Annotated in this window: 20 protein-coding genes; 10 read left to right on the forward strand and 10 right to left on the reverse strand. The window is 71.8% G+C overall.

Translation table 11 applies throughout. The features are described from left to right. Positions 1–21: 21 nt before the first annotated feature. Positions 22–1,680, reverse strand: coding sequence for an ABC transporter substrate-binding protein (locus V2J63_RS13505; protein WP_331230276.1), 1,659 nt, complete (start codon positions 1,678–1,680; stop codon positions 22–24). A gap of 232 nt (positions 1,681–1,912) precedes the next feature. Here V2J63_RS13505 and V2J63_RS13510 point away from each other — a divergent pair, with 232 nt between their 5' ends. Together V2J63_RS13510 and V2J63_RS13515 are read left to right on the forward strand one after the other, a co-directional pair. Continuing rightward, positions 1,913–2,713 (forward strand): helix-turn-helix transcriptional regulator, encoded by an 801-nt coding sequence (locus V2J63_RS13510; RefSeq protein WP_331230275.1) that lies wholly within the window; start codon positions 1,913–1,915, stop codon positions 2,711–2,713. Next, the gene (locus tag V2J63_RS13515; protein WP_331230274.1) at positions 2,710–3,876 is read left to right on the forward strand and encodes a MalY/PatB family protein; all 1,167 of its coding nucleotides are present in this window, start codon (positions 2,710–2,712) and stop codon (positions 3,874–3,876) included. Before V2J63_RS13510 ends, V2J63_RS13515 begins: the two co-directional genes overlap by 4 nt. Before the next feature lie 50 nt (positions 3,877–3,926). Here the strand turns inward: V2J63_RS13515 and V2J63_RS13520 are convergent, their stop codons facing one another. After that, positions 3,927–5,267 (reverse strand): MFS transporter, encoded by a 1,341-nt coding sequence (locus V2J63_RS13520; RefSeq protein ID WP_331230273.1) that lies wholly within the window; start codon positions 5,265–5,267, stop codon positions 3,927–3,929. A gap of 826 nt (positions 5,268–6,093) precedes the next feature. Here V2J63_RS13520 and V2J63_RS13525 point away from each other — a divergent pair. From V2J63_RS13525 to V2J63_RS13535, 3 genes are all read left to right on the forward strand, one after another. Next, the gene (locus tag V2J63_RS13525; RefSeq protein ID WP_331230272.1) at positions 6,094–8,226 is read left to right on the forward strand and encodes a hypothetical protein; all 2,133 of its coding nucleotides are present in this window, start codon (positions 6,094–6,096) and stop codon (positions 8,224–8,226) included. Between the two features lie 217 nt (positions 8,227–8,443). After that, entirely contained in the window at positions 8,444–8,890 is a 447-nt protein-coding gene (locus V2J63_RS13530; protein ID WP_331230271.1) for a DUF4383 domain-containing protein, read from the forward strand. Positions 8,891–9,099: 209 nt separating this feature from the next. Beyond that, on the forward strand, positions 9,100–9,921 hold the full coding sequence (locus tag V2J63_RS13535) for an alpha/beta fold hydrolase (RefSeq protein ID WP_331230270.1): 822 nt from the start codon (positions 9,100–9,102) through the stop codon (positions 9,919–9,921). A gap of 55 nt (positions 9,922–9,976) precedes the next feature. Here the strand turns inward: V2J63_RS13535 and V2J63_RS13540 are convergent, their stop codons facing one another. Further along, positions 9,977–12,883, reverse strand: coding sequence for an amidase family protein (locus V2J63_RS13540; RefSeq protein WP_331230269.1), 2,907 nt, complete (start codon positions 12,881–12,883; stop codon positions 9,977–9,979). A gap of 374 nt (positions 12,884–13,257) precedes the next feature. Here V2J63_RS13540 and aztD point away from each other — a divergent pair, with 374 nt between their 5' ends. The 3 genes from aztD to V2J63_RS13555 all read left to right on the forward strand — a co-directional run bounded on the left by aztD (position 13,258) and on the right by V2J63_RS13555 (position 15,946). Next, positions 13,258–14,649: a zinc metallochaperone AztD gene (gene aztD, locus V2J63_RS13545; protein WP_331230268.1), complete on the forward strand. Its 1,392-nt coding sequence runs from the start codon at positions 13,258–13,260 to the stop codon at positions 14,647–14,649. 233 nt (positions 14,650–14,882) lie between these two features. Further along, positions 14,883–15,215 carry an ArsR/SmtB family transcription factor gene (locus tag V2J63_RS13550; protein WP_331230267.1) on the forward strand — a complete coding sequence of 111 codons (333 nt, stop codon included), beginning with the start codon at positions 14,883–14,885 and terminating at the stop codon, positions 15,213–15,215. Next, entirely contained in the window at positions 15,212–15,946 is a 735-nt protein-coding gene (locus tag V2J63_RS13555; RefSeq protein ID WP_331230266.1) for a cation efflux transmembrane domain-containing protein, read from the forward strand. Before V2J63_RS13550 ends, V2J63_RS13555 begins: the two co-directional genes overlap by 4 nt. Before the next feature lie 10 nt (positions 15,947–15,956). Here the strand turns inward: V2J63_RS13555 and V2J63_RS13560 are convergent, their stop codons facing one another. After that, positions 15,957–16,994, reverse strand: a complete 1,038-nt coding sequence (locus V2J63_RS13560) for an NAD(P)/FAD-dependent oxidoreductase (RefSeq protein ID WP_331230265.1) — start codon at positions 16,992–16,994, stop codon at positions 15,957–15,959. Between the two features lie 114 nt (positions 16,995–17,108). Between V2J63_RS13560 and V2J63_RS13565 the strand changes: the two genes are divergently transcribed. Next, positions 17,109–17,723, forward strand: coding sequence for a helix-turn-helix domain-containing protein (locus V2J63_RS13565; RefSeq protein ID WP_331230264.1), 615 nt, complete (start codon positions 17,109–17,111; stop codon positions 17,721–17,723). A 132-nt stretch (positions 17,724–17,855) separates the two neighbouring features. Here V2J63_RS13565 and V2J63_RS13570 read toward each other — a convergent pair whose 3' ends face one another. The 5 genes from V2J63_RS13570 to V2J63_RS13590 form a co-directional block, all read right to left on the reverse strand. After that, complete coding sequence (locus tag V2J63_RS13570; RefSeq protein WP_331230263.1) at positions 17,856–18,572, reverse strand: ribulose-phosphate 3-epimerase; 717 nt, start codon at positions 18,570–18,572, stop codon at positions 17,856–17,858. A 16-nt stretch (positions 18,573–18,588) separates the two neighbouring features. Beyond that, positions 18,589–19,356, reverse strand: coding sequence for a 5-deoxy-glucuronate isomerase (locus V2J63_RS13575; protein WP_331230262.1), 768 nt, complete (start codon positions 19,354–19,356; stop codon positions 18,589–18,591). A gap of 19 nt (positions 19,357–19,375) precedes the next feature. After that, positions 19,376–20,485, reverse strand: a complete 1,110-nt coding sequence (locus V2J63_RS13580) for a M24 family metallopeptidase (protein ID WP_331230261.1) — start codon at positions 20,483–20,485, stop codon at positions 19,376–19,378. Between the two features lie 21 nt (positions 20,486–20,506). Beyond that, on the reverse strand, positions 20,507–21,535 hold the full coding sequence (locus V2J63_RS13585; RefSeq protein ID WP_331230260.1) for a TRAP transporter substrate-binding protein: 1,029 nt from the start codon (positions 21,533–21,535) through the stop codon (positions 20,507–20,509). A 239-nt stretch (positions 21,536–21,774) separates the two neighbouring features. Continuing rightward, positions 21,775–22,791 carry a LacI family DNA-binding transcriptional regulator gene (locus V2J63_RS13590; protein WP_331230259.1) on the reverse strand — a complete coding sequence of 339 codons (1,017 nt, stop codon included), beginning with the start codon at positions 22,789–22,791 and terminating at the stop codon, positions 21,775–21,777. 145 nt (positions 22,792–22,936) lie between these two features. Between V2J63_RS13590 and V2J63_RS13595 the strand changes: the two genes are divergently transcribed. Then, a complete protein-coding gene (locus tag V2J63_RS13595; protein ID WP_331230258.1) occupies positions 22,937–24,295 on the forward strand; it encodes a cryptochrome/photolyase family protein in 1,359 nt (452 codons plus the stop codon). Between the two features lie 39 nt (positions 24,296–24,334). Here V2J63_RS13595 and V2J63_RS13600 read toward each other — a convergent pair whose 3' ends face one another. Beyond that, on the reverse strand, positions 24,335–25,174 hold the full coding sequence (locus V2J63_RS13600) for an SDR family oxidoreductase (protein ID WP_331230257.1): 840 nt from the start codon (positions 25,172–25,174) through the stop codon (positions 24,335–24,337). Between the last annotated feature and the right edge of the window lie 68 nt (positions 25,175–25,242).

The following is a 25,242-nucleotide window of genomic DNA, read 5'->3' on the forward strand; positions in this document are numbered from 1 at the left end:
CTCTCGTTGAGGGCTGGAGGCCTACTCGGCGAGGTACGCGTCGTAGAGGATCGGGTAGCCCTCGGCGTCGAAGCGCACGCCCGCGAGGCCGTTGAGGGCCAGGGAGTACGTCGGGACGTAGATGGCGACCGAGCGCGCCTCGTCGATGACGGTGGCCTGGACCTCGGCGTAGATCTCGGCCCGCTCGTCGGCGTCGGTGCTCTGCTGACCCTGGGCCAGGAGCTCGGTGATCGCGGGGACGTCCGTGTGGCTGCCGTTGAAGCCGTTGCGCCCGGGCGCGGGGATGAAGGCGGGGTCGTACATCTGGTAGAGCACGTTGGGGTCGACGGCCACGAGGCTCAGCCCGCTGATGTTGTACTCGTTCTCCTGCGACCGTGTCGTCGTCTGGGCGAGCTGCTCGAAGACCACCTCGACGTCGAAGCCGACGTCCTCGAGGTTCGCCTCGAAGAACGTCGCGAGGTCCTGGCGCTTCTCCCGGTTGGGCGAGGCCTCCATGTAGACGATCTCGAGGCGTGCGCCGTCCTTCTCGCGCACGCCGTCGGCGCCCTCGATCCACCCGGCCTCGTCCAGCAGCGTCGCGGCGGCCTCCGCGTCGAACTCGAACGCCCCCTCGAGGTCCTCGGCGTAAGCGATGGTGCTCGGCGCGAGGGCTGTCCAGGCCCGCTCCCGCACGCCCATGTAGAGGGCGCTCACCGCGGAGTCGATGTCGAGGGCCGCGCGTGCCGCCTCACGGACCGCCTGGTCGTCGAACGGCGGCTTCGAGCTGTTGAAGTGGAGCTGGTACGGCGCGCCGGACTGCTCCTGGGAGACGAACTCGAGGCTCGAGTCGGCCTCGAAGGCAGCGACCTCCTCCTCCGGGACGCCGCTGCCCGCCTGGACGCTGCCGTTGCGCACGGAGCCCATCCGCACGGTGGCGTCCGGGATGATCTGGAAGGTCAACGTCTCGAGGTGCGCGGCGCCGGTGTGCTCGGCGTTGCCCGGGGCCCAGTCGTAGGCCTCGTTACGGACGAGCTCGACGCGGTCGTCCGGGGTGTAGCTGTCGAACTCGTACGGGCCGGAGCCCGTCGGGTCGATGAGGTAGTCCGCGGGCGGTACCGCAGCGGCCGCCGTCGGGGAGTTCATGCCGAGGAACGGCGACGTGAGGTTGTTGAGGAACGGCGCGAACGGCGCGGACATCGTCACCACGGCGGTGACCGCGTCGGGCGCGGTGCAGGACGTGTAGGACCCGATGAGGCCGATGGCGTAGATCGACGCCGTCTCCGGGTCCGCGATCCGGTCGAGGTTGAAGCACACGGCCGCGGCGTCGAAGGCCGTCCCGTCGTGGAAGGTGACGTCGTCCCGGACGGTGAAGGTGTACTCGAGCCCGTCGTCGCTGACGGCGAAGTCGGTCGCGAGCCACGGCTGGAGGGCGCCGTCCTCGTCGAGGTAGAGGAGCGAGTCGAACACCTGCCGCAGGACGCGGGCGTCCTGCGCGGCGGGCGTGACGTTGGGGTCGAACCCGAAGAATCCGGAGTCGACGGCGAACGTGGCGGAGCCACCGGAGGTGGGTTCCCCGGTAGCGGTGCCGGCTGCGCCGGCGTCCGCGCTCTCGCCGTCGTCCGTGCTCGAGCACGCCGCGAGGGCGAGCGCGGCGATGGCCGCGACTGCGGCGGTGCGTAGGGGGCTGTGCGCAGAAGACATTGCTCCTCCTTGGACGCCGGGTGGATCGGTGGAGGGCCACCGCCGCCTCTGAGGGGACGGAACTTTCGACGTGCTGTTGACATTAGGAACTCTTGATTGAGTCCCACAAGAGTCTGTTGAAAGAAGCAACCAACTGTTGACGGGCGAGAAACACGGCGGCAACATCCCAGGGAGAACGTCGACATCAAGGTCGACGTGCGACGCCGCGCCCCGCGCCGGAGAGGACACCGTGATGAGTTCCAGGACGACCGCACGCCCCGCCGACATCCCGACGGCGGCCGTGGCCGAGACCCCTCCGGCGGCCGTGGCCGACGAGCGGGACCGGCTCATGGCCCTGTTCGTCGACCTCGTCGAACCCCTCGGCCAGGCGCTGCCGACCTACTCCGAGGTGGTCCTGCACGACCTCGGGTGCCTACCCCACTCGATCGTGGCCGTCCACGGGGACGTCACCGGCCGCCGGGTGGGAGACCCAGCGACCGACCTCCTCCTCGAGCAGGCCGCGTCGGGCGACCTGCGCCACATGATCGGCTACCGCACGCAGCTCGCGGACGGTCGGGCCCTGCGCTCGACGACGATGGTCCTGCGGGACAGCGGCGGCGAGCCGTTCGCCGCCCTGTGCATCAACTCGGACCTCTCCCTGTGGGAGTCGTTGCAGCGCGTGGCCGGCCAGATGATCGGGGCCAACGGCGGCGCCCCGGCGCCGACCGACGCCGAGCCGCACGAACCGGGCGCCGCCGGCGAGGTCTTCGTCCGCGACGTGGACGAGCTGGCCGCGACCCTCATCCACGAGGCGATCCGCGAGCAGGCGGTCCCGGTCAACCTCATGAAGAAGGAGCACAAGCTCGCGGTGGTGCGCTCCCTCAAGGAGCGGGGGATGTTCCTCCTGCGCGACGCCGTGGAGATGATCGCGACGTCCCTCGAGGTCACCCGCTTCACCATCTACAACTACCTCAACGAGATCGACGACCAGAACGGCAGCACACCCACCAAGCGCACCGAGGCGCGCCTGGCCAAACGAAGGGAAACCTCATGATTCAGGCGACCGGCTTTGACGAGGTCACGATCGACGAGCTCCGCGGCGTCGGAGGCGTGAAATGGACCGCGTTCCCGGGAACGATCGGCGCCTTCGTCGCCGAGATGGACTTCGGGACCGCCCCGGCCATCACCCAGGCCCTGCACAGCGCCGTGGACGTCGGTTCCTTCGGCTACCTGCCGACGGCGATGGCGACGCGGATGTCCGAGGCCTACGCCGAGTGGTCCCGCACCCGTTACGGCTGGGACGTCCCGGCCGAGCGCGTGCGCCCGCTGCCCGACGTCCTCGCCGGGCTCGAGGCCGCGATCCGGCACTTCTCCACGCCCGGCTCCGCGGTCATCCTGCCGACCCCGGCGTACATGCCGTTCGTCTCCATGCCGCCCGCCCTCGGCCGTGAGGTCATCGAGGTGCCGATGGCGGTCGAGGACGGCCGCTACGTCTACGACCTCGACGCCCTCGACGCCGCCTTCCGCGCCGGCGGGAACCTCCTCATCCTGTGCAACCCCCACAACCCGGTGGGCCGGGTGCTCGAGCGAGCGGAGATGCTTGCCATCAGCGAGGTCGTGGAGCGCCACGGCGGCCGCGTCTTCTCCGACGAGATCCACGCCCCACTCGTCTTCGCCGGCTACCAGCACGTGCCCTACGCGTCCATCTCGGAGGCCGCCGCCGGCCACACGGTCACCGCCACATCTGCCTCCAAGGCGTGGAACCTGCCCGGGATGAAGTGCGCCCAGCTGGTCCTGTCCAACGACGCCGACGCCGCCGTGTGGGCGAAGGTCGGCATGATGGCTGAGCACGGCGCGGCGAACCTCGGCGTCGTGGCCAACACCGCCGCGTACACCGCCGGCGGGCAGTGGCTCGACGACGTCCTCGGCTACCTCGACGCGAACCGGAAGGCGCTCGGCGTGCTCCTCGCGGGGCAGATTCCCGAGATCCGCTACGTCGCACCCGAGGGCACGTACCTCGCGTGGCTCGACTGCCGTGAGCTCGACCTCGGGGTCAGCCCGGCCACGTTCTTCCTCGACGAGGCGGGCGTGGCGATGACGGACGGGGCGATGTGCGGGCAGGCCGGCATCGGTTTCTCCCGCTTCAACGTCGCGACGCCGCGGCCGATCCTCGAGCGCGCCGTCACCCAGATGGCCGAGGCGCTCGCGCGCCGCTGAGGGACTCGCGCTCAAGGCGAGCACTGTGAACCTCACGAGAGCCGGGGACTTCAGCTGCCTCCGGCCGCCGCGGGAGGCGCGGTCGCGGGCGTCGTCGTGGACGGCGGTTCCGCCGGGTGCTCCGGGCGCCGGAGGAGGCCGACGAGGAGGACGATGACCGGCACGAGGATGAGCGCACCGCCGATGTTGACCGCCTGGAAGCCGCCGGCGGCGAGGACGGGCCCGGCGACGGCCGCGGCGCTGGCGCCGGCGTAGTTCATGCCGGCGTCCGTGACGCCCTGCAGGGGCACGCGCACGGCGTCCGTCGACGTGCTCGTGATGAGCGCGGAGGCGGAGATCGTCGTCGCCGACCAGCCGAGCCCGAGCACCGTCAGCGCCACCGCGGTGAGGGAGCCGTGCGCGTGCGTCCAGGCCGCGGCGAACCCGAGGACGACGGCGAGCACGAGCACGAAGACCCCGAGAGTCGCCGTCGGGATCGCGCCGAAGCGGTCGACGAGCCAGCCGAACACCGGGCTGAGGGCGAACATCCCGAGCACGTGGAGGCTGATGACGATCCCGACGACCTCGAGGGACATCCCGTTGTGCTGCAGGTGGAGCGGGGTCATCACCATGACCATGACCATGACGGCGTGGCCGCCGGCGAGGAGGACGACGGCGAAACGCGGCACGCGTCGGCCGAGCGCCCACCGCAGTGCCTGGATCGCTCCCATCGTCGGTGTCGTGTCGATGGCGGCCGTGGTGGTGGTGGCTGACTCGACCGGAGGAGCGACGGCGTCCTCGCCGTCGTCCAGCTCGTCCACGGCCGGGGCCTGAGCCGGCCGGTAGAACAGCGCCACGGCGAGGCCGGCTGTGGCGAACGACACGAGCGAGAAGAGATACGGCCCAGCGAGCCCTGGCACCCCCACCGACTCCCCGAGCCGCGCGCCGACGGCACTGAGGTTCGGGCCGGCGACGGAGCCGATCGTCGTGGCCCAGATGACGATCGACATCGACTTCGCGCGGCTCGCGACGGGCACCCCCTCGGTGGCCGCGTACCGGGACTGCAGGTTGACCGCCTGGGCGACCCCGAAGAGCCCGAGCCCGAGGAGCAGGACGAGGATCTGCCCCAGCAGCGCGGCGGTGATGATGAGCACCGCGCCCGTCAGCGCGATCCCGTAGCCCGTCGCGAGGGACCGACGGCGGCCATGGCGCGCGGCCATCGTGGCGAGCGGGATCGCCGCTATCGCCGCACCGAGGACGCTCGCGGCCTGGCCCACGCCCGCGATCGCGGTGCCGCCGTGCTCCTCGACGAGCAGCGCACCCACCGCGGCACCGGAGGCGATCCCAACCCCGCCGAGGAGGTTGCTGACGATGAGGACGGTCAGACGCCGTCGGCCTGCTTGCGTCGGCACGGATCCTCCTCGGGCACTCCAGCCGGGCGGCACCAGGTTGTGCCCGCCCGCCCCGCGCCGCTGGGTGCGATGTCGGTGCGGATGCCCTGCGTCATCGAACAGCATTCCCGAAAGGGCCGTCTACCTCCGGGCGCATTCCGCGCGCCCCTCGCTCGTACTACGCTCGCCGAAAAGGTCGTGCGTTGCTCAACGAGGAGCCGTCATGGACCGTGCTGACCGCCCCGTCCGACGTCGGTCGCGCGCGGCATGGGTGGGCGCTCTCGCCCTCGCCGTCCTCGCCGGTGCGGCGTCTGCCGCTCACGCCGGGCCGGGGGCGCGGGCGCCGGCCGGGCTCGCCTCGGTCGCCACCGTCTCCCCGATCTCCACGGTCGACGACGTCTGCGCGCGTGCGGCCGCCCTCAACGCCCAGGGACAACCGGCGGAGGCGCTCACCCTCATCGACGACCTCCGTGGCGTCGGGACGGACGGCGTGGAGGACCTCCTGCGCCCGGACAGGGCGGGGGCGAGCTGTCACGCTGAGCGCAACGAGGCGCTCCGCCGGACGGCGCTGGGGAAGCAGCTCGCGCGAGCCGCGGACGCAGCCGCGACGCTCGACGAGCCCTCGCCGTCGGCCGCTCCTGCGAGTCCTTCGCGAGGGACGACCGCAACCGAGGAGCCGTCCTCCGACGCGACGGGGTCCCCGAGTCCGCTCGAGCGGGCGAGGGCGGAGCTCGCTCTGCTCCTTCCCGGCGTCGATCTCGATCGGGAGCCAACCCGGCTACCGGCGGCGCTGAGGTGCTCGGCGCCCGCGCTTCCCGCGACGCCGCCGGCGCCGACGCTCGAGGACGTGCTGCGGGCGGCGGCGAGGTCCTGCGACCGGGGCTCGCTCGCCGCCGAGGCGTCGCCGACATGGAGCGAGGAGGTGGAGACGTCGTGGGAGGCACTGTCGAAGAAGCACCTCGCCCCGCTTGTGGACACGGCGGTCGGCGCCCTGGCGATCTTCGCCGTCGGCGTTGTCGTCTCCCTGCTGCTGACGTGGCCGGTCGGGTGGCTCACGACGTGGGTCACCACCGGCGGGCGGCGCGGCAGCGGCCCGGGCGGCCCCGGCCGGAAGGCGGTAGCGGTCAGTGAAGGTGACCGGCTCGTGCGCATGGCACTCGGCGTGGCGGTGCTCGCCATGGGGACCCTGGCACCGATCGTCCTCCCTCAGCACGAGCACGTGCTCGGGGCCATCGCGCTGACCCTCGCCGTAGGAGCGGTGCTGACGGCGTGGGCCATGAGCCAGTCGCTCCGCCTGTCTGTCCGGGTCACCGACAACTCCGGGAAGGACGACCACAACGCGTCGGGGCACGTCGCCGCGCTCATCCGTGAGCTGACGCTCGGCGACCTCAAGGGCCTTGAGACGCCGGCTCCGGCCGGGGACACAGGCCTCGCCATGGCCGGGCTGTCGACGACGCCCGAGGGCCGCGTCGCCAAGGCGGTCTACAAAGTCCTCGAGCTCCTCGTCCCCCGCACCCCATGGGTGGTTCGCATCCAGGTCGAGTCGGATGACGTGCACGCGGTCTCCGTCTCACAGCACGGCCGGGTGGTGCGCGCGGACGTCGTCGAACGCGACCTGCTTGGTCTGCGCGTGCCGCTGGCAGATTCCTCTGGAAAGACGACCGCGGTGGGAAAGGACGCAACGCCGGTGCTGCCCGACATGCACCGCATGTGTGCGGCGGTCGTCGTCGCGGCGTTCGCGGAACGCTACGCGATGCCCACCCTTGCGGGCGCCAGCAACTGGATAGGGATCGGGCTGCACTTCGTCGCCAAGACCGATCTGGTTCACAACAAGCCTGAGCGCGGCGAGATCCTCGGCCGGGCCCTGGCCGAGGACCCCGACAACCGGCCGGTGCTGCTCGAGTACTGGCACCACCGGTTCCGCCAGTCGACTGACCAGCACGACCTTCTCTTGTATGCCAGCTTCCTGGGTGACTTCGTCGCGCTCGAGGAACCGAGTCCGACGGAGTCGTTGATTCTGCGTGCTCGATATTCGCGCTTCGCCGCCCTCGTCAACCGCGCCTACGTCCGATGCCCGGACGGGCCGCAGGGCGCGGAAAGGGCGAACATCGTCGCGGCGATCTACGCGCTCGACGCGGCGGTTCGCAGCGCGACGTACGCCCCCGGGGTGGATGAGTCGTGGCTTAGGACGATGCGCGCCCGCCTGGCGCCGGCGCTCAATCTGTTGGTGGCGTATGAGTGCCGCACGGCGAAGGAGGCTGCCAAGGCGAAGGCCGATGCCAGTGTGCCGGGAACGCCTGCCGTCATCCGGACGGCTGCTGCCGCCCGGGCCGACGCCGCCCAGGCTGCCTTGAGTAAGGCCAAGGAAACTCTCATAGCGGCGAAGCTCTTAGCAGACAGCGCGCAGGCTATGGAGCCACGGCTGTGGCCCCCTGTCGTCGCCTATGACTGGGCCTGCTCCTTCGCCTCGGACGGCAGATGGAACGAGGCCGTCAAACATCTGCGCGCCGCCGTCGGGGAAGAGTGGCTCGACAAGTGGCGGATCGAGGACCCGCAGCTCAAGCACCTGAAGGAACATAGCTCGTACAGACGCGCATTCGGGCGTGAGCCGGTCGGCGACTTCCTCGAACTGACGGTGATCGAGCCCCACGCGACGATGCTCAAGCGCATCGGTGCCACGTCGGCCAGCGCCACCCTGAGGACCCCGCACCTCGACACACTGCTGAACACGACGCCAGCCGAAGCCGCGAGAATTCGGCAGACTGCACGCCTCACACTGGACGTTCCGGGGCGGCTGGGCGCGTGGCGCCTGGAGATCGCAGACCTTCTGACCTCACGTGGAGAGTTCGAGGTCGTCCCAGGCGAGCGTCCTGATCTCGTGACGGAGCTGTTCACGAGCATGGGCGCCTCCCTTAAGGCTCCACCCAAGGAGGCTGACCTCGCCGCGTGGTTGGGGGCGCCGCCGTCGAACGAGGCTTGACGACGGGCTTCGCCCGTCAGCGAGTCGACTCCTGGCCCAGGTCGACCGCCCACGTACATAACAGTGATCTCCACCTGGTGTCCGCACCTCGTGGGGCAGTCAACAATCGAAGAACCGCCGGGTTCGTCGGAATCTGCCCTTCACCCCGGCGTGCGGACAAACCGGTCATGCGCAACCCTTGATCGCACGTGCACCTCGTCACCTCTGGAGGGAAATCATGGCTCAGTCAACGGCGACGGACCGCAAGGCTCCGCACCAGTACCTCGCGCTCGTCATCGGTGTGGTCTACCTGCTGGTCGGTGTCGCTGGATTCTTCGTCACCGGCTTCGACGGGTTCACCGAGCACAACCACGACCAGACGCTCCTCGGCTTCGCGATCAACCCGCTGCACAACATCGTCCACCTCGTCATCGGCCTCGCCGGCGTCATCATGTGGTCGAAGGCGAGCAGCGCCCGCACCTATGGCTGGCTCCTTGCCATCGGCTACGGCGCCGCGGCGATCTACGGCTTCATCGTGGCCGACAACCCGGACGCCAACCTCCTCAACATCAACCAGGCGGACAACTGGCTCCACGTCGTGAGCGCCCTCGCGGGCCTCGCGATCGCCCTCTGGCCCCGCCGCGACGACGGCCGCGCGGCTGGCACGAGCACCACGCGCCGCTGAGCCGCTCCCCGCGCACGGCACGACCATCGGGCCCCGGTTCCCGCTCCACGCGAGCGGGGCCGGGGCCCGACGTTGTCCTGCACGTATGCACGATCACGCAGCCCAGGGGGCCGACGCCGTCCCACCTGGCGGCGCCACACCCCAACGCACTCCTGGACCGCCGGGCCTGGCGCGGCATCCCCGCCCCCCGGCCTATACGCTCGTGCGCCATGCCCACAACCGAGCGTCACCCCCAGCCGTGGCGCGCGCGGTGGCAGGAGCTCCACGGCGACTACGCCCTCGCGCGGACGACGACGGTCGTCGACGGCCGTCCGGTCCGCTCGCTCAGCGCCGGCGAGGTCCGCGGCCTCCCCGAGGTCGTCTTCGTGCCGGGCCTCGGCGCCCCGGGTTACATCGCGCCGTGGGCTCGCGCCGCCTCGGCGTGGACCCGCGCGACCGTGCTCGACCTCCCGGGCTGGCACCGCGGCCGGGCGCGCGCCTGCGAGCCGACGGTCCACGGCCTCGCTGCCGGGATCGTCCGCTGGCTCGAGGCGAGCGGCAAGCGCGACGTCATCCTCCTCGGCCACTCGACCGGCGCCCAGGGCGTGCTCCGGGCGGCGCTGCTCGCACCGGAGCGGCTGGCCGGCGTCGTCCTCGCCGGGCCGACCTTCGTCCCCTCCTCGCGGACCGTCCCTTCCCTCGTGGCCCGCGCGCTCACGACGCTCCCGCGCGAGGCAGGGGGCGAGCTCCCGGCCGCGGTCCCGTCGTACGTGAGCAGTGGCGGCGTGCCGCTCCTCCGCTTGCTGCTCGACGCGATGGCCGACCGCCCCGAGGACGCCGCCCCCGAGCTGCGCGCGCTCGGGATCCCGACGCTCGTCACCACCGGCTGGCGGGACGGCTTTGCTCCCGCGGCGTGGTCGCGCCACCTCGCCGAGCTCGCGGGAGCCCGCGCCGTCGTCCTCCCGGGCGCGCACAACGCGTGCTTCCCCTACCCGCGCGAGGCCGACGCGGCCCTGCGCGAGGCGGCGGAGGACTGGTTCGGCCCCGCCTGACGGCCCACGACGAAGGCGGCGCCCGTGATCACGGGCGCCGCCTCCGCCGGTCCGGCTACACCTCGCTGAGGATGGACTTCCGCTTCCTCACGCCGGTCCCGGCGAGCAGCGCGGCGCCGGTCCCTGCTGCGGCGAGCGCCGCCCAGAGCATGACGATCCCGTCGACGCCGGTGCTCGGCAGCGTGCCCGGGCCACCCGAGACCGGGCCGCCGTCGCCCGGCAGCGCGCCGCCGTCGTCGTCGCCGTCACCCTGGCCGGGCGCCGGGCCGGTCGGGGTCTCCGTGGGAACATCGGTCGGGGTCTCCGTGGGCACCTCGGTCGGGGGCTCCGTGGGCTCCTCGACCGGCGGCTCCGTCGGCTCCTCGACCGGGGGCTCGGTCGGCTCCTCCGTCGGGGGCTCCGGCTCCCACGGCACGACGGGCTGCGCCTGCGCCAGCGCCGGGAGCGGCGCGACCACCTGCGCGGGCGCGGCCGGGGCGTAGGCGAGCGCCGGGGAGATGGACGGGAGGACCCGGCCGGCCTCGACGGCGTCGAAGGCATACGCGAACCCGAGGAGCTCGGCGTCCTGGAACTCCTTGCCCTGGAGCTGGAAGCCCACCGGGTTGCCGTGGACGTTGACGCCCGCGGGGAAGACGACGGTGGGCACACCGGCGCCCGAGGACTGCGGGTCGATCCGCCCGAAGCTCGGGATGACGGAGTCGTTGAGGTGGATGTCGCTCAGCTCGGTCGCGTAGAGCACGGCGTCCACTCCGCTCGTGTCCATCCACTCCCCCAGGGCGGTGCGCCAGCCGGCGCGCCACTGCTCGAACGCGCGCTGCTCGGCGTCGCTCATCCGGCCGGTGCCGGTGTAGGGCGTGGTGTTGACGCGCGTCGGGATCCGCAGCGGGCTGCGCGTGATCTGCTCGGCGAGCGTGTACGGGTTGTCCGGGTGGGCGTCGATCCACTGCGCCCAGCCCTCGTAGCCGAGGTCACCGCCGGGCCGCGTGCCGGGTGCGGACGGGGCCGCCGGCATCTCGACGAGCGTCGCGCCGGCCGCCTCGAACTGCGCGAACCGGGCCTGGAGCGCCTCGCTCGTCTCGGGCGTGCCGAACGGGTCGATGAACGCCCCCTCGGGGATGCCGATGACCTTGCCCTCGAGGGCGTCCTCGGACAGGTACTCCATCCAGTCGTCCGGACGGTGCCCGTTGGCGACGTCGTCGAGGACGTCGTCGGGGTTGTCGACGGCGGTCGCCTCGAGGAGGAGGGCGAGGTCGTCCGTGGACTGGGTGATGAACCCGACGTAGTCCTGGATGAGCGTGAGCGGCATCGTGCCGGCGCTGCTCTGCATGCCGTCCGTGCCGCGCAGCGAGAACAGGCTCGCCGCCCCGGCCGGGCCCCACAGCGAGTCACCGGTCTGCGTGCCGATCGCGGCGGCGGCGAAGCTCGACGCGACGGCGACAGCGGACCCGCCGCTCGACCCGATCGAGCTGCGCGACGGGTCGAACGCGTTCCACACCTGGCCGTACGCGCTGGGGCTGAAGTGCCCGTCGTTGGCGAACTCGGCGAGGTTGGCCTTGCCGAGGATGATCGCGCCGGCCTCGCGCAGCTTCGCCACCTGCCACGAGTCCGCGGTGGGCTGGTAGCCGTCGAAGACGAGCGAGCCGCCGGTGGTGGGCATGTCGATCGTGTCGACGATGTCCTTGACGAGGATCGGGATGCCGAGCAGCGGCCGGTCGTCGCCGGCGGCGCGCGCGGCGTCCGCGGCCCGGGCCTGCGCGAGGGCGGTCGGGGCGACGGTGATGACGGAGTGCAGCCCGAAGGGCCCGCGGTCGTAGGCCGCGATGCGGTCGAGGTAGGCCTGGGTGATCTGCTCGGCGCTCGTCGTGCCGGCGTCCATGTCGCGGCGCAGGTCCGTGATCGTCTTGCCGACGACGTCGTACGCCACGCTGGTCCGCAGCGTCACCGGGGAGGCGACCGGGACGTCGTCCTGGATCCCGCCCGCCGGTGCGGTGCAGTCGACCGCGAGCGCGGTGAGGTCGTAGTTGGCCAGCGAGCAGACCTCGGCGCTCGTGAGGTCGCTGAAGTCGGGCGCCTCCGTCAGCGCCGCGGCGCGCTCCTGGACGGCGGCGACCTGGCTCCCCGCCGGGGGGATGGTCGCGCCGTCGGTGATCTCCGTCGTCTCCGAGAGGCCGGTGACGACGAACGTCGCCAGTGAGAGCGTCTCGCCCGGGTCGATCGTCAGGGTGTTGACGAACGCCGGGTGGTTGGCGTCGTCACCGCTCGCGGGGAGGTCGTTGATGAACGGGTCGCGCAGGAAGGTGCCCATCCGCTCGAGGGAGCCGCCGTAGCCCGGGGTGCCGACCGTCGTCGCCGAGGGGCCGTTCTGGCTGGCCGAGCCGGCGCCGTCCGTCGGGGAGTACCAGGAGACCCAGCCGTCGTCGTCGCTGATGGCGAGGTCGCCGCTGGACGTGCCGGCGATCGCGCTCTGGTTCGTCCCCGTGTCGTAGCCGAGCTGGCCGCCGAAGGCGACCGAGACGCTCACCGGGGAGCCGGTCGAGTTGGTGAAGGAGTCGAAGAAGCGGCCCGTGCTGGTCCCCCGGTCGACGTGGAGCTCGCGCTGGACCACGACGCCGTCGACGGAGACACCCTGCTCCGTCGTGAACGTGTCGAGCCCGTCGAAGGTCAGCTCGAAGCCCCGCAGGAGGATCCCGTTGAGCGGGCTGTCACCGCCCGCGACGTCGACGCGCAGGCCGCCGTAGCCCATGAGGGCCCGGCCGTCGGTGTCCATGACGCTGCCGGTGTCGATGCCCGGGCTCGCCGCGTCGTGGACGTTCCAGGCGTCACCGCCGGCGACGCTGACGGTGTTGTAGGCCAGCGCGGGTGTCGTGGCACCGGCCGCGATGGCGGTCGTGGCGAGCGCGGTGACGGCGACGCTCGCGCCGAGTCTGCGCCGGCGCGGGCGTTGCCGAGGGTCCAGGGTCATGGGTTTCTCCAGCACGGCGCGCCCGCTGAAGCGGCTGAGCGCGCGATGCGGCCAAGGGATGGTTTCCGCTTCCCCCGCAACGTATTGAGGCGGCGTTTCGCCTGGTTGTGGTGGGTGTTTCGCAGGCGTTAAGGCACCACGACACAACTCCGCCCTGACGAGGGGGTGAGGCGGAAGGGCGCGAGGCGGCGAGGCGGACGTACGGGCTTGACGATAATGGTTCTCACTATCTAGTCTCATGATCATGCCGCCCGGCGATCCCGGCGCGGCGCCTGAACTGCCTCTGCAGACCCAGCGAGCCCTCTCGGGGCTGACGAGTCCGCATCGGAGGCACCGAGATCCGTCACCGAGATAGATGAGCGAGACTCCCGACCATGCGTAGACCCACCCCTCTCCCGGCCCTCGCGGCCGTTACCCTCGCGGCCACCCTGGCCGGATGCTCCGGCGCGGGAACCACCCCGGCCGCGTCCACCGCGACGCCCACCGCCGAGGCCACCACGGCCACCGGGGACGACGACGGCGCCGCGCTCGTCGAGGTCGCCACCCTCGACCCCCGCATCGTCATGACCTACGACGGCGGCATCATGACCCTCGACACCGGCTCGGGCGAGATCCTCGACGACGTCGAGCTCCCCGGGTACCTGCGGGTCAACGCCGCGGGCGACGGGCGGCACGTCCTCATCACCACCGCCGAGGGGTTCCACGCCTACGACGGCGCCCTCCTCGCCGAGGCGCACGGCGACCACGCGCACTACCGTGCGGGCGACCCGCGCCTGACCGACCTCGTCCTCCCGGCCGAGGAGGCCGGGCACGTCGTCGTCCACGCCGGCCGGACGGCTCTGTTCGCGGACGGCACGGGCGAGGTGCAGGTCCTCGACCCGACCGAGCTCGCCGACGGCGAGCCGCACGTCGACACGTGGACGGCCCCGGACGCAGCCCACCACGGCGTCGCCGTCGCGCTGAGCGACGGCACGCTCTTCTCGAGCGCGGGCGACGACGACGGCCGCTACGGCGCCGTCGTCCTCGACGCCGACGGCAACGAGATCACCGGCTCGGACGACTGCCCCGGCCTGCACGGCGAGGCGGTCGCCGCCGGTGAGGCCGTCGTCGTCGGCTGCGAGAACGGCCCGCTCCTGCTCTCCGGCGGCGCGTTCTCCAAGGTGCCGGTCGAGGACGCCTACGCCCGCTCGGGCAACCTCGTCGGCCACGAGACCTCCGCCGTCGTCCTCGGGGACTACAAGACCGACCCGGAGGCGGACCTCGAGCGCCCGGAGCGCATCGCCCTCATCGACACCGCGACCGGCACGCTCCGGCTCGTCGACCTCGGCGCGAGCTACAGCTTCCGCTCCCTCGCCCGCGGCCCCCAGGGCGAGGCGTTCGTCCTCGCCACGGACGGCACGCTGCGGGTCATCAACCCCGACACCGGTGAGGAGCTCGCCCGCGCGCTCATCGTCGCGCCCTGGGAGGAGCCGCTCGAGTGGCAGCAGCCCCGCCCCGCCCTCCACGTGGCGGACTCGATCGCCTACGTCACCGAGCCGGCGACGAACCAGCTCCACGCCGTCAGCCTCTCCACCGGCGAGGTCATGCGCAGCTACGACCTGCCGCACACGCCGGACGAGATCACGTCCGTCACCGGCTCCCCGCCGCCCGCCATCGAGGCCGGCGCCCCGGGCACCGAGGACGCCCACGAGGAGGAGGGCGAGGACCACGACCACGAGGGCGAGGACCAGGGCCACGACCACGAGGGCGAGACCCACGACCACTGACCTCGCTCCGGCCCCACCACCGGGACCGGCCAGCAGCCAGCACCGACGAGCGCCCTCCCCGTGCCCGCGCGGACGCCCCCAGCGTCCCCGCCAGCACCGGGAGGGCGCCGCCGTTTCGCCTGAGCACCTCCACTGCTCGGGGGCCACGTGCGAGCCGGCCGCCATCGTGCGGCCCGGACGCGATCGTCTCGGCGCGCCGCCATCAGTACACGGACCCGTGTACTGTCGTCGCCATGAGCACGGTCACCCTCGCCCACGCCACCGCGCTCGCGCGCCTCGGGTACGCCCTGTCGGACCAGACGCGGACCCGCATCCTGCTCGAGCTGCGCGCGGCGCCGGCGTGCCCGTCGGACCTCGCGGAGGCGCTCGGCGTGTCCCGGCAGGTGATGTCGAACCAGCTCGCCTGCCTGCGCGGGTGCGGCCTCGTCGACTCCGTCCCGGACGGCCGCCGCACCTGGTACCGCCTCGCCGGGGACGCGCTCGCGCCGGCGCTGGACGGCCTCCTCGACCTTGCCGTCGCCGTCGACGCGTCGTGCTGCGGCCCGGAGGGGTGCGCCTGCTCATGAGCCTCGCCACCACCCCCGGTTCCGGCGTGCTGACCAGCGCCCGCCGCGCCGTCCTCGCGCGACGCATCCGGTGGATCGTCGCCGCGACGATCACCTACAACGTCGTCGAGGCCGTCGTCGCCATCACGGCCGGCCGGATCGCCTCGTCAGCGGCGCTCGTCGGGTTCGGACTCGACTCCCTCGTCGAGGTGCTCTCCGCCGCCGCGGTGGCGTGGCAGTTCTCGGCAGCGGATCCCGAGCGGCGCGAGCGCACGGCGATGCGACTCATCGCCGTCTCCTTCTTCGGCCTGGCCGTCTTCGTCAGCCTCGACGCCGTCCGGTCGCTCCTCACCGACGCCGCGCCCGAGCACTCCACCGTCGGGATCACGCTCGCCGCGGTGAGCCTCGCGGTCATGCCGTTCCTGTCGTGGTTCGAGCGGCGCACCGGCCGCGAGCTCGGCTCCGCCTCGGCCGTGGCGGACTCCAAGCAGACGCTCCTGTGCACCTACCTCTCCGCCGTGCTCCTCGTCGGCCTGGTCCTCAACTCCACCCTCGGATGGACCTGGGCCGACCCGCTCGCGGCGCTCATCATCGCCGCCGTCGCGGTCAAGGAGGGCCTGGAGGCCTGGCGCGGCGACGACTGCTGCGCTTCCCCGGTCGCCCTGCTCGCGTCGAGCACTGACGCCGCTGGCGCCGACGACGCCGGGTGCGCGTGCGCGTGCGGCGGCTCCGACGACGCGAGCCGGGTCTAGGCAGCGGCGCTCAGCGGACGACGGCGCCTGCCGCGCGAGTCGCGACGGCGCGCTCGGTGTCCTCGGTGGCGAGCTCGCCGTTGATGACCGCCCCCGCCATCATCCCGGCGGCCGCGGAGACGATGACCTGCGCCATGGGGTTCGTGACGTTCCCGGCGACGTAGACGCCGGGCACCGCCGTCGCGCCCATCGGGTTGAGCGCCGGCACGGCCTCGCCGATGACGACGTCGTCGAAGCGCAGCTCGGCCGGCTCGAGGCCGAGCGTGCCAAGGAAGTCGGCGCGGGCGTGGAGCGTCGTCGCGACGGCGACCGCGTGCCGCTCGACCACCTCGCCGCTCGCGAGGCGCACCCCCGTGAGGTGCCGCCCGCCGTCGGCCTCGTCGCCGTCGATGACGCCGGCGCCGTCGGCCGCCTCGACCCCCGCGACCTCACCGACGACGAGCCGGATCCCGCGCGCGTCGAGCTGGGCCCGCTGCTCCGCCGTCGGCTCCTGCGCGGTGTGCTGGAAGAGGACGAGGTCGTCGGTCCACTGCCGCCACAGCAGCGCCTGGTGCATGGCCATGCCGATGTCCGTCGCGACGATCCCGACGGCGCGGTCGCGCACCTCCCACCCGTGGCAGTACGGGCAGTGGAGCACGCTGCGGCCCCAGAGCTCGGCCAGCCCGGCCACGTCCGGGAGCTCGTCGACGACGCCGGTCGTCACGAGCAGCCGGCGCGCGCGGACGGACCCGCCGTCGGCGGTGGTGACGGCGAACAGCCCGTCGTCGTCGCGCGTCGCCGCGGTGACGGCCCCGGGGACGATGCGCCCGCCGTAGCGCGCGACCTCCTCGCGGCCGATGCCGTCGAGCTCGCCGGGCGGCGTGCCCTCACGCCCGAGGTAGTTGTGCACCCCGGCCGACGGCGCGTTGCGCGCCTCGCCGGAGTCGATGACGAGGACGGAGCGCCGGGCCCGCGCGAGGGTGAGCGCCCCGCTCAGCCCGGCGACACCTCCGCCGATGACGACGACGTCGTAGGTCCTGCTTCCGTCCAGTGCGTGCGCTCCGCTCATGGCCCGTCTCCTCTGCCTCACCCTGCCGCCGGGCACCGCGCCCGGCTGCCCCGAGTGTGCGCCGGGACGAGCCGCAGCAGCAACCGCCTTTGCCACTATGGCAAACTAGGAGCCATGACCGACGACGAGAGCGCATCCGCCGGAAGTGATGCGGACGCCATGCTCGCGGGCGTCGGCCCGCGGCTGCGCGCCCTGCGGACCGACCGCGAGCTCACGCTGTCCGAGCTCTCCACGGCGACGGGCATCTCGGTGAGCACCCTGTCGCGCCTGGAGTCGGGCGGGCGGCGCCCCACGCTCGAGCTGCTGCTCCCCCTCGCCCGCACGTACGCCGTGCCGATCGACGAGCTCGTCGACGCCCCGCCCACGGGAGACCCGCGCGTGCACCTGCGCCCCGAGCGCCACGGCGACCGCACCGTCATCCCGCTCACGGAGCGCGCCGGAGGCGGCCTGCGTGCGTACAAGTACATCCTCCACGCCACCGACTCCCCGCCCGAGCCGTCGCCGCGCTCGCACGAGGGGTACGAGTGGCTCTACGTCCTCAGCGGGCGGCTGCGGATGGTGCTCGGCGACCGCGAGCTCGTCCTCGACGCCGGCGAGGCCGTCGAGTTCAACACCCGCCTGCCGCACTGGATCGGCCACGCCGACACCGAGCCGGTCGAGTTCCTCGCGCTCTTCGGCCCCCAGGGGCAGCAGGCGCACGTCCGCGCCCGCCCCAAGCGCGCGGAGTAATCGGACCGGTTGCCGGTAGCGATTACTCCCGCGAGAGTGCCGACGGCGGCGCACCTGAGGTGCGCCGCCGTCGACGTACAGCGTCCCGACCGCGCGTCTGACCGGCGCCGCAGGGGGCGGAGGTGCGCGACGCTAGTCCGTCGTCCGACGCAACGCCGCGAGGTGCTCCGAACTGGCGGGATAGCCGGCACGAGCCATCCTGGAGTCGAACTCCGCCATCCCACGCTCACGGCTGAGCTCGGGGTCGTAGACGGTGAAGACTCCGGTGACGAAGATCTCGGCTCCGCGCCGCGCGCCCTCCTCCGCCACGTCATAGGTGACGCCGCCGTCGATCTGGATGAGGGCGGAGGACCCCGTCGCTTCACGGAGGCTGGCGAGCGTGTCGAGTCGGTCGAGTGACCCGTCGAGGAACGTCTGGCCCGCAAAGCCCGGTTCGACGGACATGAGGACGACGTAGTCGGCGTAGCGCAGCACCGGCTCGACGACGGCGACGTCCTGCGACGGGTTGATCGCTACCCCGGCGCGCATGCCCGCGGCCTGGATCGTGGACAGCGTCCTGCGGACGAACCGCGTGGCGTCGATGGGGAAGCTCATCGCGTCGCAGCCCGCGACGCGCAGCGGCTCGATGTAGTCCTCGACGGTGTCCACCATGAGGTGAGCGTCGACGACCAGGTCCGGATATCTGTCCTTGATCGCGGCGACGGCGGAGACGGGGAAGCACAGGTTCGGTACGTAGTGCCCGTCCATGACATCGACATGGACCGTGCGGCACCCCCCACGCACGAGTGCGTCGAGGTCTTCCCCGAGGTCAAGGAGGTTTGAGTTGGCCAGCGAAGGTGCGTTGATCAATGGTCTGCCCTGTCAGTCAGTCGAACGTCTCGCCGTACTCGGGCTGGATCGTCAGGTCCATGAAGTTGCGATCCTCCTTCTGCCGAGAGGCCATGAAGTAGATGTAGGACATGCCTCCGGCAGGGCTGCCGACGCTGGGGTGGTAGCCCCCGGGCACCGAGACGAGATGCCCCTCCCGAACGAGGGAGACGCTCATCGGGTCATCCATGCCTTCCCCTCTCTCGTAGACGAGCTGGACGCCGAACGACCCGTGGAGACCGAAGTAGACGTAGGTTTCCTCACGCTTGGCGCCGTGCTCGTGCGGCGGCCACGCCGTCCACCCGCCTGGCTCCCCGACCGACTGCCCGCAGAGCACGCGCTGGGAGTCGAAATCTCCATCGATGAAGTCCCACACGTCCCGCTGGCTGCCGATCGCCGGATCACCGTAGGTGTGGTGACGGCCGGAGTCTGCGTCAACCTCCGCGAAAGGGATGTGGACGAAGGCGGTGTCCCGGTCGCAAGGCACCCAGAAGCACATGACGGTCGCCCCGTCGGCCGAGGTCAGAGAAACCTCGCTGCGGGCGGGCACGTAGATCATGTCGCGATAGGTCGCGTCGCCCTGGTCGCCCTCGTGGTGCCAGCTGAGGTCGCCCTGGATGACGACGACGACGAGCTCCTCGTCCTGCGTGGTGACCGCCGTCCTGTCTCGTACCTCCAGCCGCTGGACCGAGGTGAGCTCCTGTCCTATCTCGGCCGGGCTGCGCCGGGTGGCGAGCTGATCGGGTAGCAGGTGCACGCTCTTCATCACAATGCCTTTCGTCGGTTCAGATCTCGAGGACGGCGGGGCGGGTCACGCCTCCGACGTCATGCGCGGGCCAGCCCTCGCCGGGCTGGCCTAGGGGGTGGGCACCGGAGGCTGACACCAGTGCGACGTCCTCGACCTTCCATCCGGAAGCTGAGGGATTCCATGCCACGACCATGTCCTCCTGGAGCACGGGGTCGTCAGTGCCGCCAGCGATGACTTCTCGCGGTGCGAAGCCGGCGATCCCGCCCTGGTGGTGCTCGCGCCAGGTCTCGGCGGGGAAGCCGTGCGTGCGGTACGCCGCCTTCCCCGCGTCGAGGGCCGCGCCGAGTCGGGCACCGGGCGTGCTGCTGCGCAGGAGGACGGCCTCAACCTCTTGGAGACGCCGATACTCGTCCGCCTCCCGCGCAGTCAACCCGTCGAAGGTGCCATAGCGGGTCACGCTGGTGACCACACCCGCCCCCCGTGCACCGACCGAGACCATGAACCGGCCGCCGATGGGCACGTCGCGGGGCAGCGGATGCTTGAAGCGGTCCAGGTCGGTACCCGACCCCACCAGCACGACGAGCGGTTCCAGCCCGTCACGGACCAGGGCCTCGACGGTCTCCGCAGCGAGAGCCCTCTCCGTCATGCCGACTCTGGCGCGCCTCGCCGTCGCCTCCACGATCCGCGTCACGCGCGCGGTGACGGCGGCGAGCTCCAGCTTCTGAGGCGCGACGAGCGCTCGGCGGACACGAGCAATGTCCTCCGCGATGCTCCGCACCCCGGCAGCCGGCATGTCGGACCCGAGTCGGCCGTCAGTGTCGATCACCGACCACGGACCCTCGTTCCACTCGTGCGTGAGGACACCCATCTCCCCGGAGTAGGCCACCTCGGCCAGCTCGACCTCGACCAGGCGCGCCGCCTCGTTGCGGGGGGTGACGACATGCACCGCGGGTAGGCCGCCCGACCGGGCGTCGAGGTGGACGGCAAAGCACGGCTTGTCCGAGCCCATGCGGACGCTCCAGCGCACCCCGAGGAGCCAGGACAACGACAGCGGGTCCGCCAGCAGCAACCGGTCCAGCCCGGCCGCTGCCGCCGTCTCTGACAGGCGCCGGGCCTGCTCGTCGATGTCTCGCCTCACTGCAGCCACGGGCGGCACCGCCGTCCGTGGTCAGGCTCGGTCACGGATTGCCTCGAACAGCTCACGCTGCGTCTCGGTCTCCAGGGCGTCGTCCACGACGGGCTGCAGGACCTCCCGGAAGGCCTCCGCATCGACCTCGTTGTACTGAGCCCCCGCGGCAGTGGTCTCCTCGATCGCTGCGGCCACCTGCTCCTGCCAGATGGACATGAAGGTCTCCACAGAAGCCGCGAACTCCTCCTCGACAACCGCCCGGTCCTCCTCGGAGAAGGATGCGAGGAGCTCTGAGTTGACGACGAGGAAGTCCGCTCCGATGAGGTGGTTCGTGTAGGAGAAGTACGGCGCGGTCTCGTAGTGCCGCTGCGTGAGGTAGGACGGCGCGTTGTTCTCCGCTGCGTCGATCACGCCACCCTGCAGAGCGGTGTAGACCTCGGAGAACGGCATCGGTGTGGGCGTTCCTCCCATCGCTTGGATCATCGCGATGTGCAGCGGGCTCTCCTGCACGCGAACCTTCAGGCCGGCAAGGTCCTCAGGCGTCTCGATCGGTCCGCGCGAGTTGTACACCGAGCGCGCGCCCTGCGTGTACGCACCCAGCACCGTCAACGACTGACTGTCCGCGAGGGACGAGTACAGCTCGCCCACGATCTCCATGTCGTTGATAGTCGCCATCTGGTGCTCCTCCGAGTCGAAGACCAGCGGCATGTCGAGCACCATGAAGTCTTCGTTGAGGTTCACCATCTGCGGGGCGGAGATGCTAGCCATCCCGACGGACCCGTCCCCGACCAGCTGGACGCTCTCCTGCTGCTCACCGAGCACAGCGTTGGGGAACACCCGGATGTTCACTCGCCCCTCGGTGCGCTCGGCAACGTTCTCGGCGAACTCGCTCAGCGCGAGGAAGTTGGGGTGGTCCTCGGTCTGGTTGAGCGACAGGGGAATCTCCCTGCCGTCTCCGGTGCCGCTCGCACCATCCGCCGGCTCGTCCGAGGGGCCGCCACAAGCGGCCAGCAGCAGGGAGGCCACACCGAGGGCACCAGCCCAGCGGATCGTCTTCGTCGCAGTCATCGTAAATCCTCTCCATTGAGTTTCTAGAACTTGCTCTGTTGCGGGGTGAAACATCTACGTGCCCGGAAGGCCGCACAGGCTCCCCGGCAAAGTCGCGAACCGTAGGGGCCGGCGGGCTATACCGACGTGATACCGGTTTCCTACTGCCGTCGTTGGCCCACATCGACCATGCCGTCTCCCGTCGTTGGCGTACTGGTGGGCTTAGATCCGGCTTCCGCTCTACAGCTGTCGGCAGGCGGTCAGGCGGTCAGGCATCCGCAGGTGCGTCTGCGAACGAGTTCGGTGGAGAGGGTGATGGCTTGGGGCTCCGGCGCCGACTGCACCGGCGCCCATCGGTCGCGGATTCGCTCCACCACGCGCTCTGCGGCCATCCGTCCCACCTCTCGGGTCTTTCCGTCGACCGTCGTCAGGTCGATCCCCGGCATCCGTGACACCCACACGTTGTCGAACCCAACGACGGCGAGGTCCTCCGGAACCCGCCGCCCGATGCTGGCGCAGTAGCTAAGAACGCCCATCGCTATCAGGTCGTTGGCGGCGAAGACAGCGGTCACGCCCGGGGATGCGAGGAGCTCCTCCGCGGCGCGCGCACCACCTTCAACGGTGGCGGACTCAGCCTGGACGACGACCGGCGTCGCGTTCCGACCCGCGCCGTGTTCGTGGCAGGAGGCCCGGAACGCCTCGGCGCGATTGCGGAAGGTGGCGACGCCGGCCGGTCCCGCGATGTGCCCTATGCGCTCGTGACCGTGCTCGAGCAGGTGCTCCATCGCCGCGTGCGTACCGCCCATGTCGTCTGCCATGACCGTGTCCGTCATGAGGCTGGAGGCGGGGCGGGACGCGAGGACGACGTCCAGGCCGGACTCGACCAGGCGCTCCACGACCCCGTCCTCTACCTGTTGTGAGGCCAGCACGATGCCGTCCACCTGCCGCTGACGGAGAGAGCTGACGATGCGCTCTTCACGCTCCAGACTCCCCTCCGTGCTGCCCAGGATCACGGTGAACCCCTCGGCGCCGGCCACGTCTTCGATGCCTGCGATGAGACCCGGATAGAACGGGTTCGTGATGCTCGGAACGATGACGCCGATCGTGTAGGACCGGCTGTTGGACAGGCTGCGCGCGACGGCATTGGGCTCATAGCCGAGTCGCTCGATGGCTGAGGCGATGCGCTCGCGAGTCGACTCCGCGACGTAATAGTTTCGCGAGCCGTCGGCCAGGTACTTCGACACCGTGGCGCGCGCGACGCCGGCCTCGGCGGCCACATCGCTGATGGTCGCTTGCGGCCGAGCCCGCTTCGCGGTTGCTTTAGGAACCCGGTTTCCCACGCCGCGATGTTGGCACGCCGACTGCGCGTGTGTCAACGGTCACAACGCGCGTGACGCCACCCGCTTCCGGATGATGGCGGGCATGACTGCGCTGCTGTGGCTCCGGCGGGACCTCCGCCTGTCCGACCTGCCGGCGCTCCTCGCGGCGCACGAGGCCGGCGGCGACGTCCTCCCGGTCTTCGTCGCCGACCCGACGCTCCTCGCCTCCGCGGGGACGGTCCGCCGCGCCCACCTGGCGGCGGCCGTCGCCGACCTCGCGACGGCGTACGACGGCGCGCTCGTCGTCCGCGTGGGCGACCCGGAGACCGAGATCCCCCGGCTCGTCCGCGAGGTCGGGGCCTCGAGCGTGCACGTCAGCCGGGAGAGCACGCCGTACGGACGTCGCCGGGACCACCGCGTCGAGCTCGCCCTGGGCGACGTGCCCCTCGTGGCGACCGGCACGCCCTACGCCGTCGGACCCGGGCTCGTGCGCAAGGCCGACGGCGAGCCCTTCAAGGTGTTCACGCCGTTCTCGCGCGCCTGGCACGAGCACGGCTGGCCGGCCCCGGCCACGGTCCCCGCCGGCCTCACCTGGCACCGGCCGGTCGAGTCGACGCCGCTGCCCTGGGGCGACGAGCCGGCTACGCCGACCATCGCCATCGGTGAGGGTGCGGCCCGCGCGCGGTGGGAGGAGTTCCTCGAGGACGACCTCGCCGGCTACGGCAGCAACCGGGACCGCCCTGACCTCAACGCCACGTCGCAGATGTCGGTCCACCTCAAGTACGGCACGATCCACCCGCGCACGATGTTGGCGGACGTCGCCGCCCATCCGGCCGGGCGCTCCGACGGCGCCCGTCGGTTCGTCACCGAGCTGTGCTGGCGGGAGTTCTACGCCGACGTCCTGTGGCACCGGCCGAAGTCCGCCTGGGGCGACCTGCGCGCGGACCTGAGCGCCATGGCGTACGACGACCCGGCCGGTTCCGCGGCGGAGCGGGTGAGGGCGTGGGAGGAGGGCCGCACGGGCTACCCGTTCGTCGACGCGGGCATGCGCCAGCTCCTCACCGAGGGGTGGATGCACAACCGGGTGCGGATGGTCGTCGCGAGCTTCCTCGTCAAGGACCTGCACGTCTGGTGGCAGCACGGGGCGCGGTACTTCCTCGACCACCTCCGCGACGGCGACCTCGCCTCGAACAACCATGGCTGGCAGTGGGTGGCGGGCACCGGCACGGACGCCGCGCCCTACTTCCGCGTCTTCAATCCCGTCGCCCAGGGCGAGCGGTACGACCCTCACGGCGACTACGTCCGCCGGTACGTCCCGGAGCTCGCCCGCATCCCCGGCGCCGCGGTGCACCAGCCTTGGCGTATCCCGGGCGGCCTGGCTCACGGGTATCCCGAGCGCATCGTCGACCACGCGGCCGAGCGGGCCGAGGCGCTGCGCCGCTACGAGGACGCCAAGACGTAGCGGGCGGCCCTGGCGGAGGAGCCGCGGGCGCAGGCGCCGCTACTGCCGCAGCAGGTCGGCGAGGCTGAGGGGCGTGCGGCCAGTGAGCCGCTCGACGTCGTCGCTGACGACGTCGAGCGCACCGGCGGCGATCGCCGTGTAGGTGGAGACCCAGGCATCGACCTCCCACCGCGGTGCGCCGTACACGTCGCGCGAGGCGTACGCCTCCTCGAGCGTCTCGTCGTGGAAGCGCGTCGTCCGGCCGGTCACCCGAGTGATGGTCTCGGCGACCTCGGCGAGGCTGAGCGCCTCAGGCCCGGTGAGGTCGTAGCTCCGTCCGGCGTGCGTCGCCGGGTCCAGCAGGACAGCGGCCGCCGCTCGGACGATGTCGGCGCGCGCGACGGCCCCCACTCGCCCGTTCCCGGCGGGACCGCGGATGACGCCGTCCTCTCCGACGAGGGAGGGGAGGAAGTCGAGGTAGGACGAGTTGCGCAGAAAGGTGACGGCCATCCCCGAAGCGCGCAGGTGCTCCTCCGTGTGCCAGTGGTCGCGGGCCAGCGTGAAGGTCGCTCCCGGTGAGGCGCCGAGGAAGGACGTGTAGACGACGTGGCGCACCCCGGCGGCAGCGGCGGCGTCGATGAAGGTGCGGTGCTGGGCGAGCCGGTCCTCGCTCTCCGAGGCCGAGACCATGAAGAGGAGGTCGACGCCGCGCAGGGCCGCGGTCGAGGCGTCGAGGTCGCCGTAGGAGGCGACTGCCACCTCGTGCTCGCCGCTCGGCGCGCGGGAGGCGTCCCGCACGACGAGCCGCAGCGGCCGGGAGGCCGCCGTCAGGGCAGCGGCGACGCCGCCGCCGAGGTTGCCGGTGGCGCCGGTGACGGCGATGGGTCGACTGCGGTCCACGGTGGTCTCCTCGGTCGTCGGTGCGTGTGCAGGGTAGGCACGTCCGCGAGCGCCCGCGAGGAAGGCGG

The organism is Georgenia wangjunii (genome assembly GCF_036421975.1).
GTDB lineage: Bacteria > Actinomycetota > Actinomycetes > Actinomycetales > Actinomycetaceae > Georgenia_A > Georgenia_A wangjunii.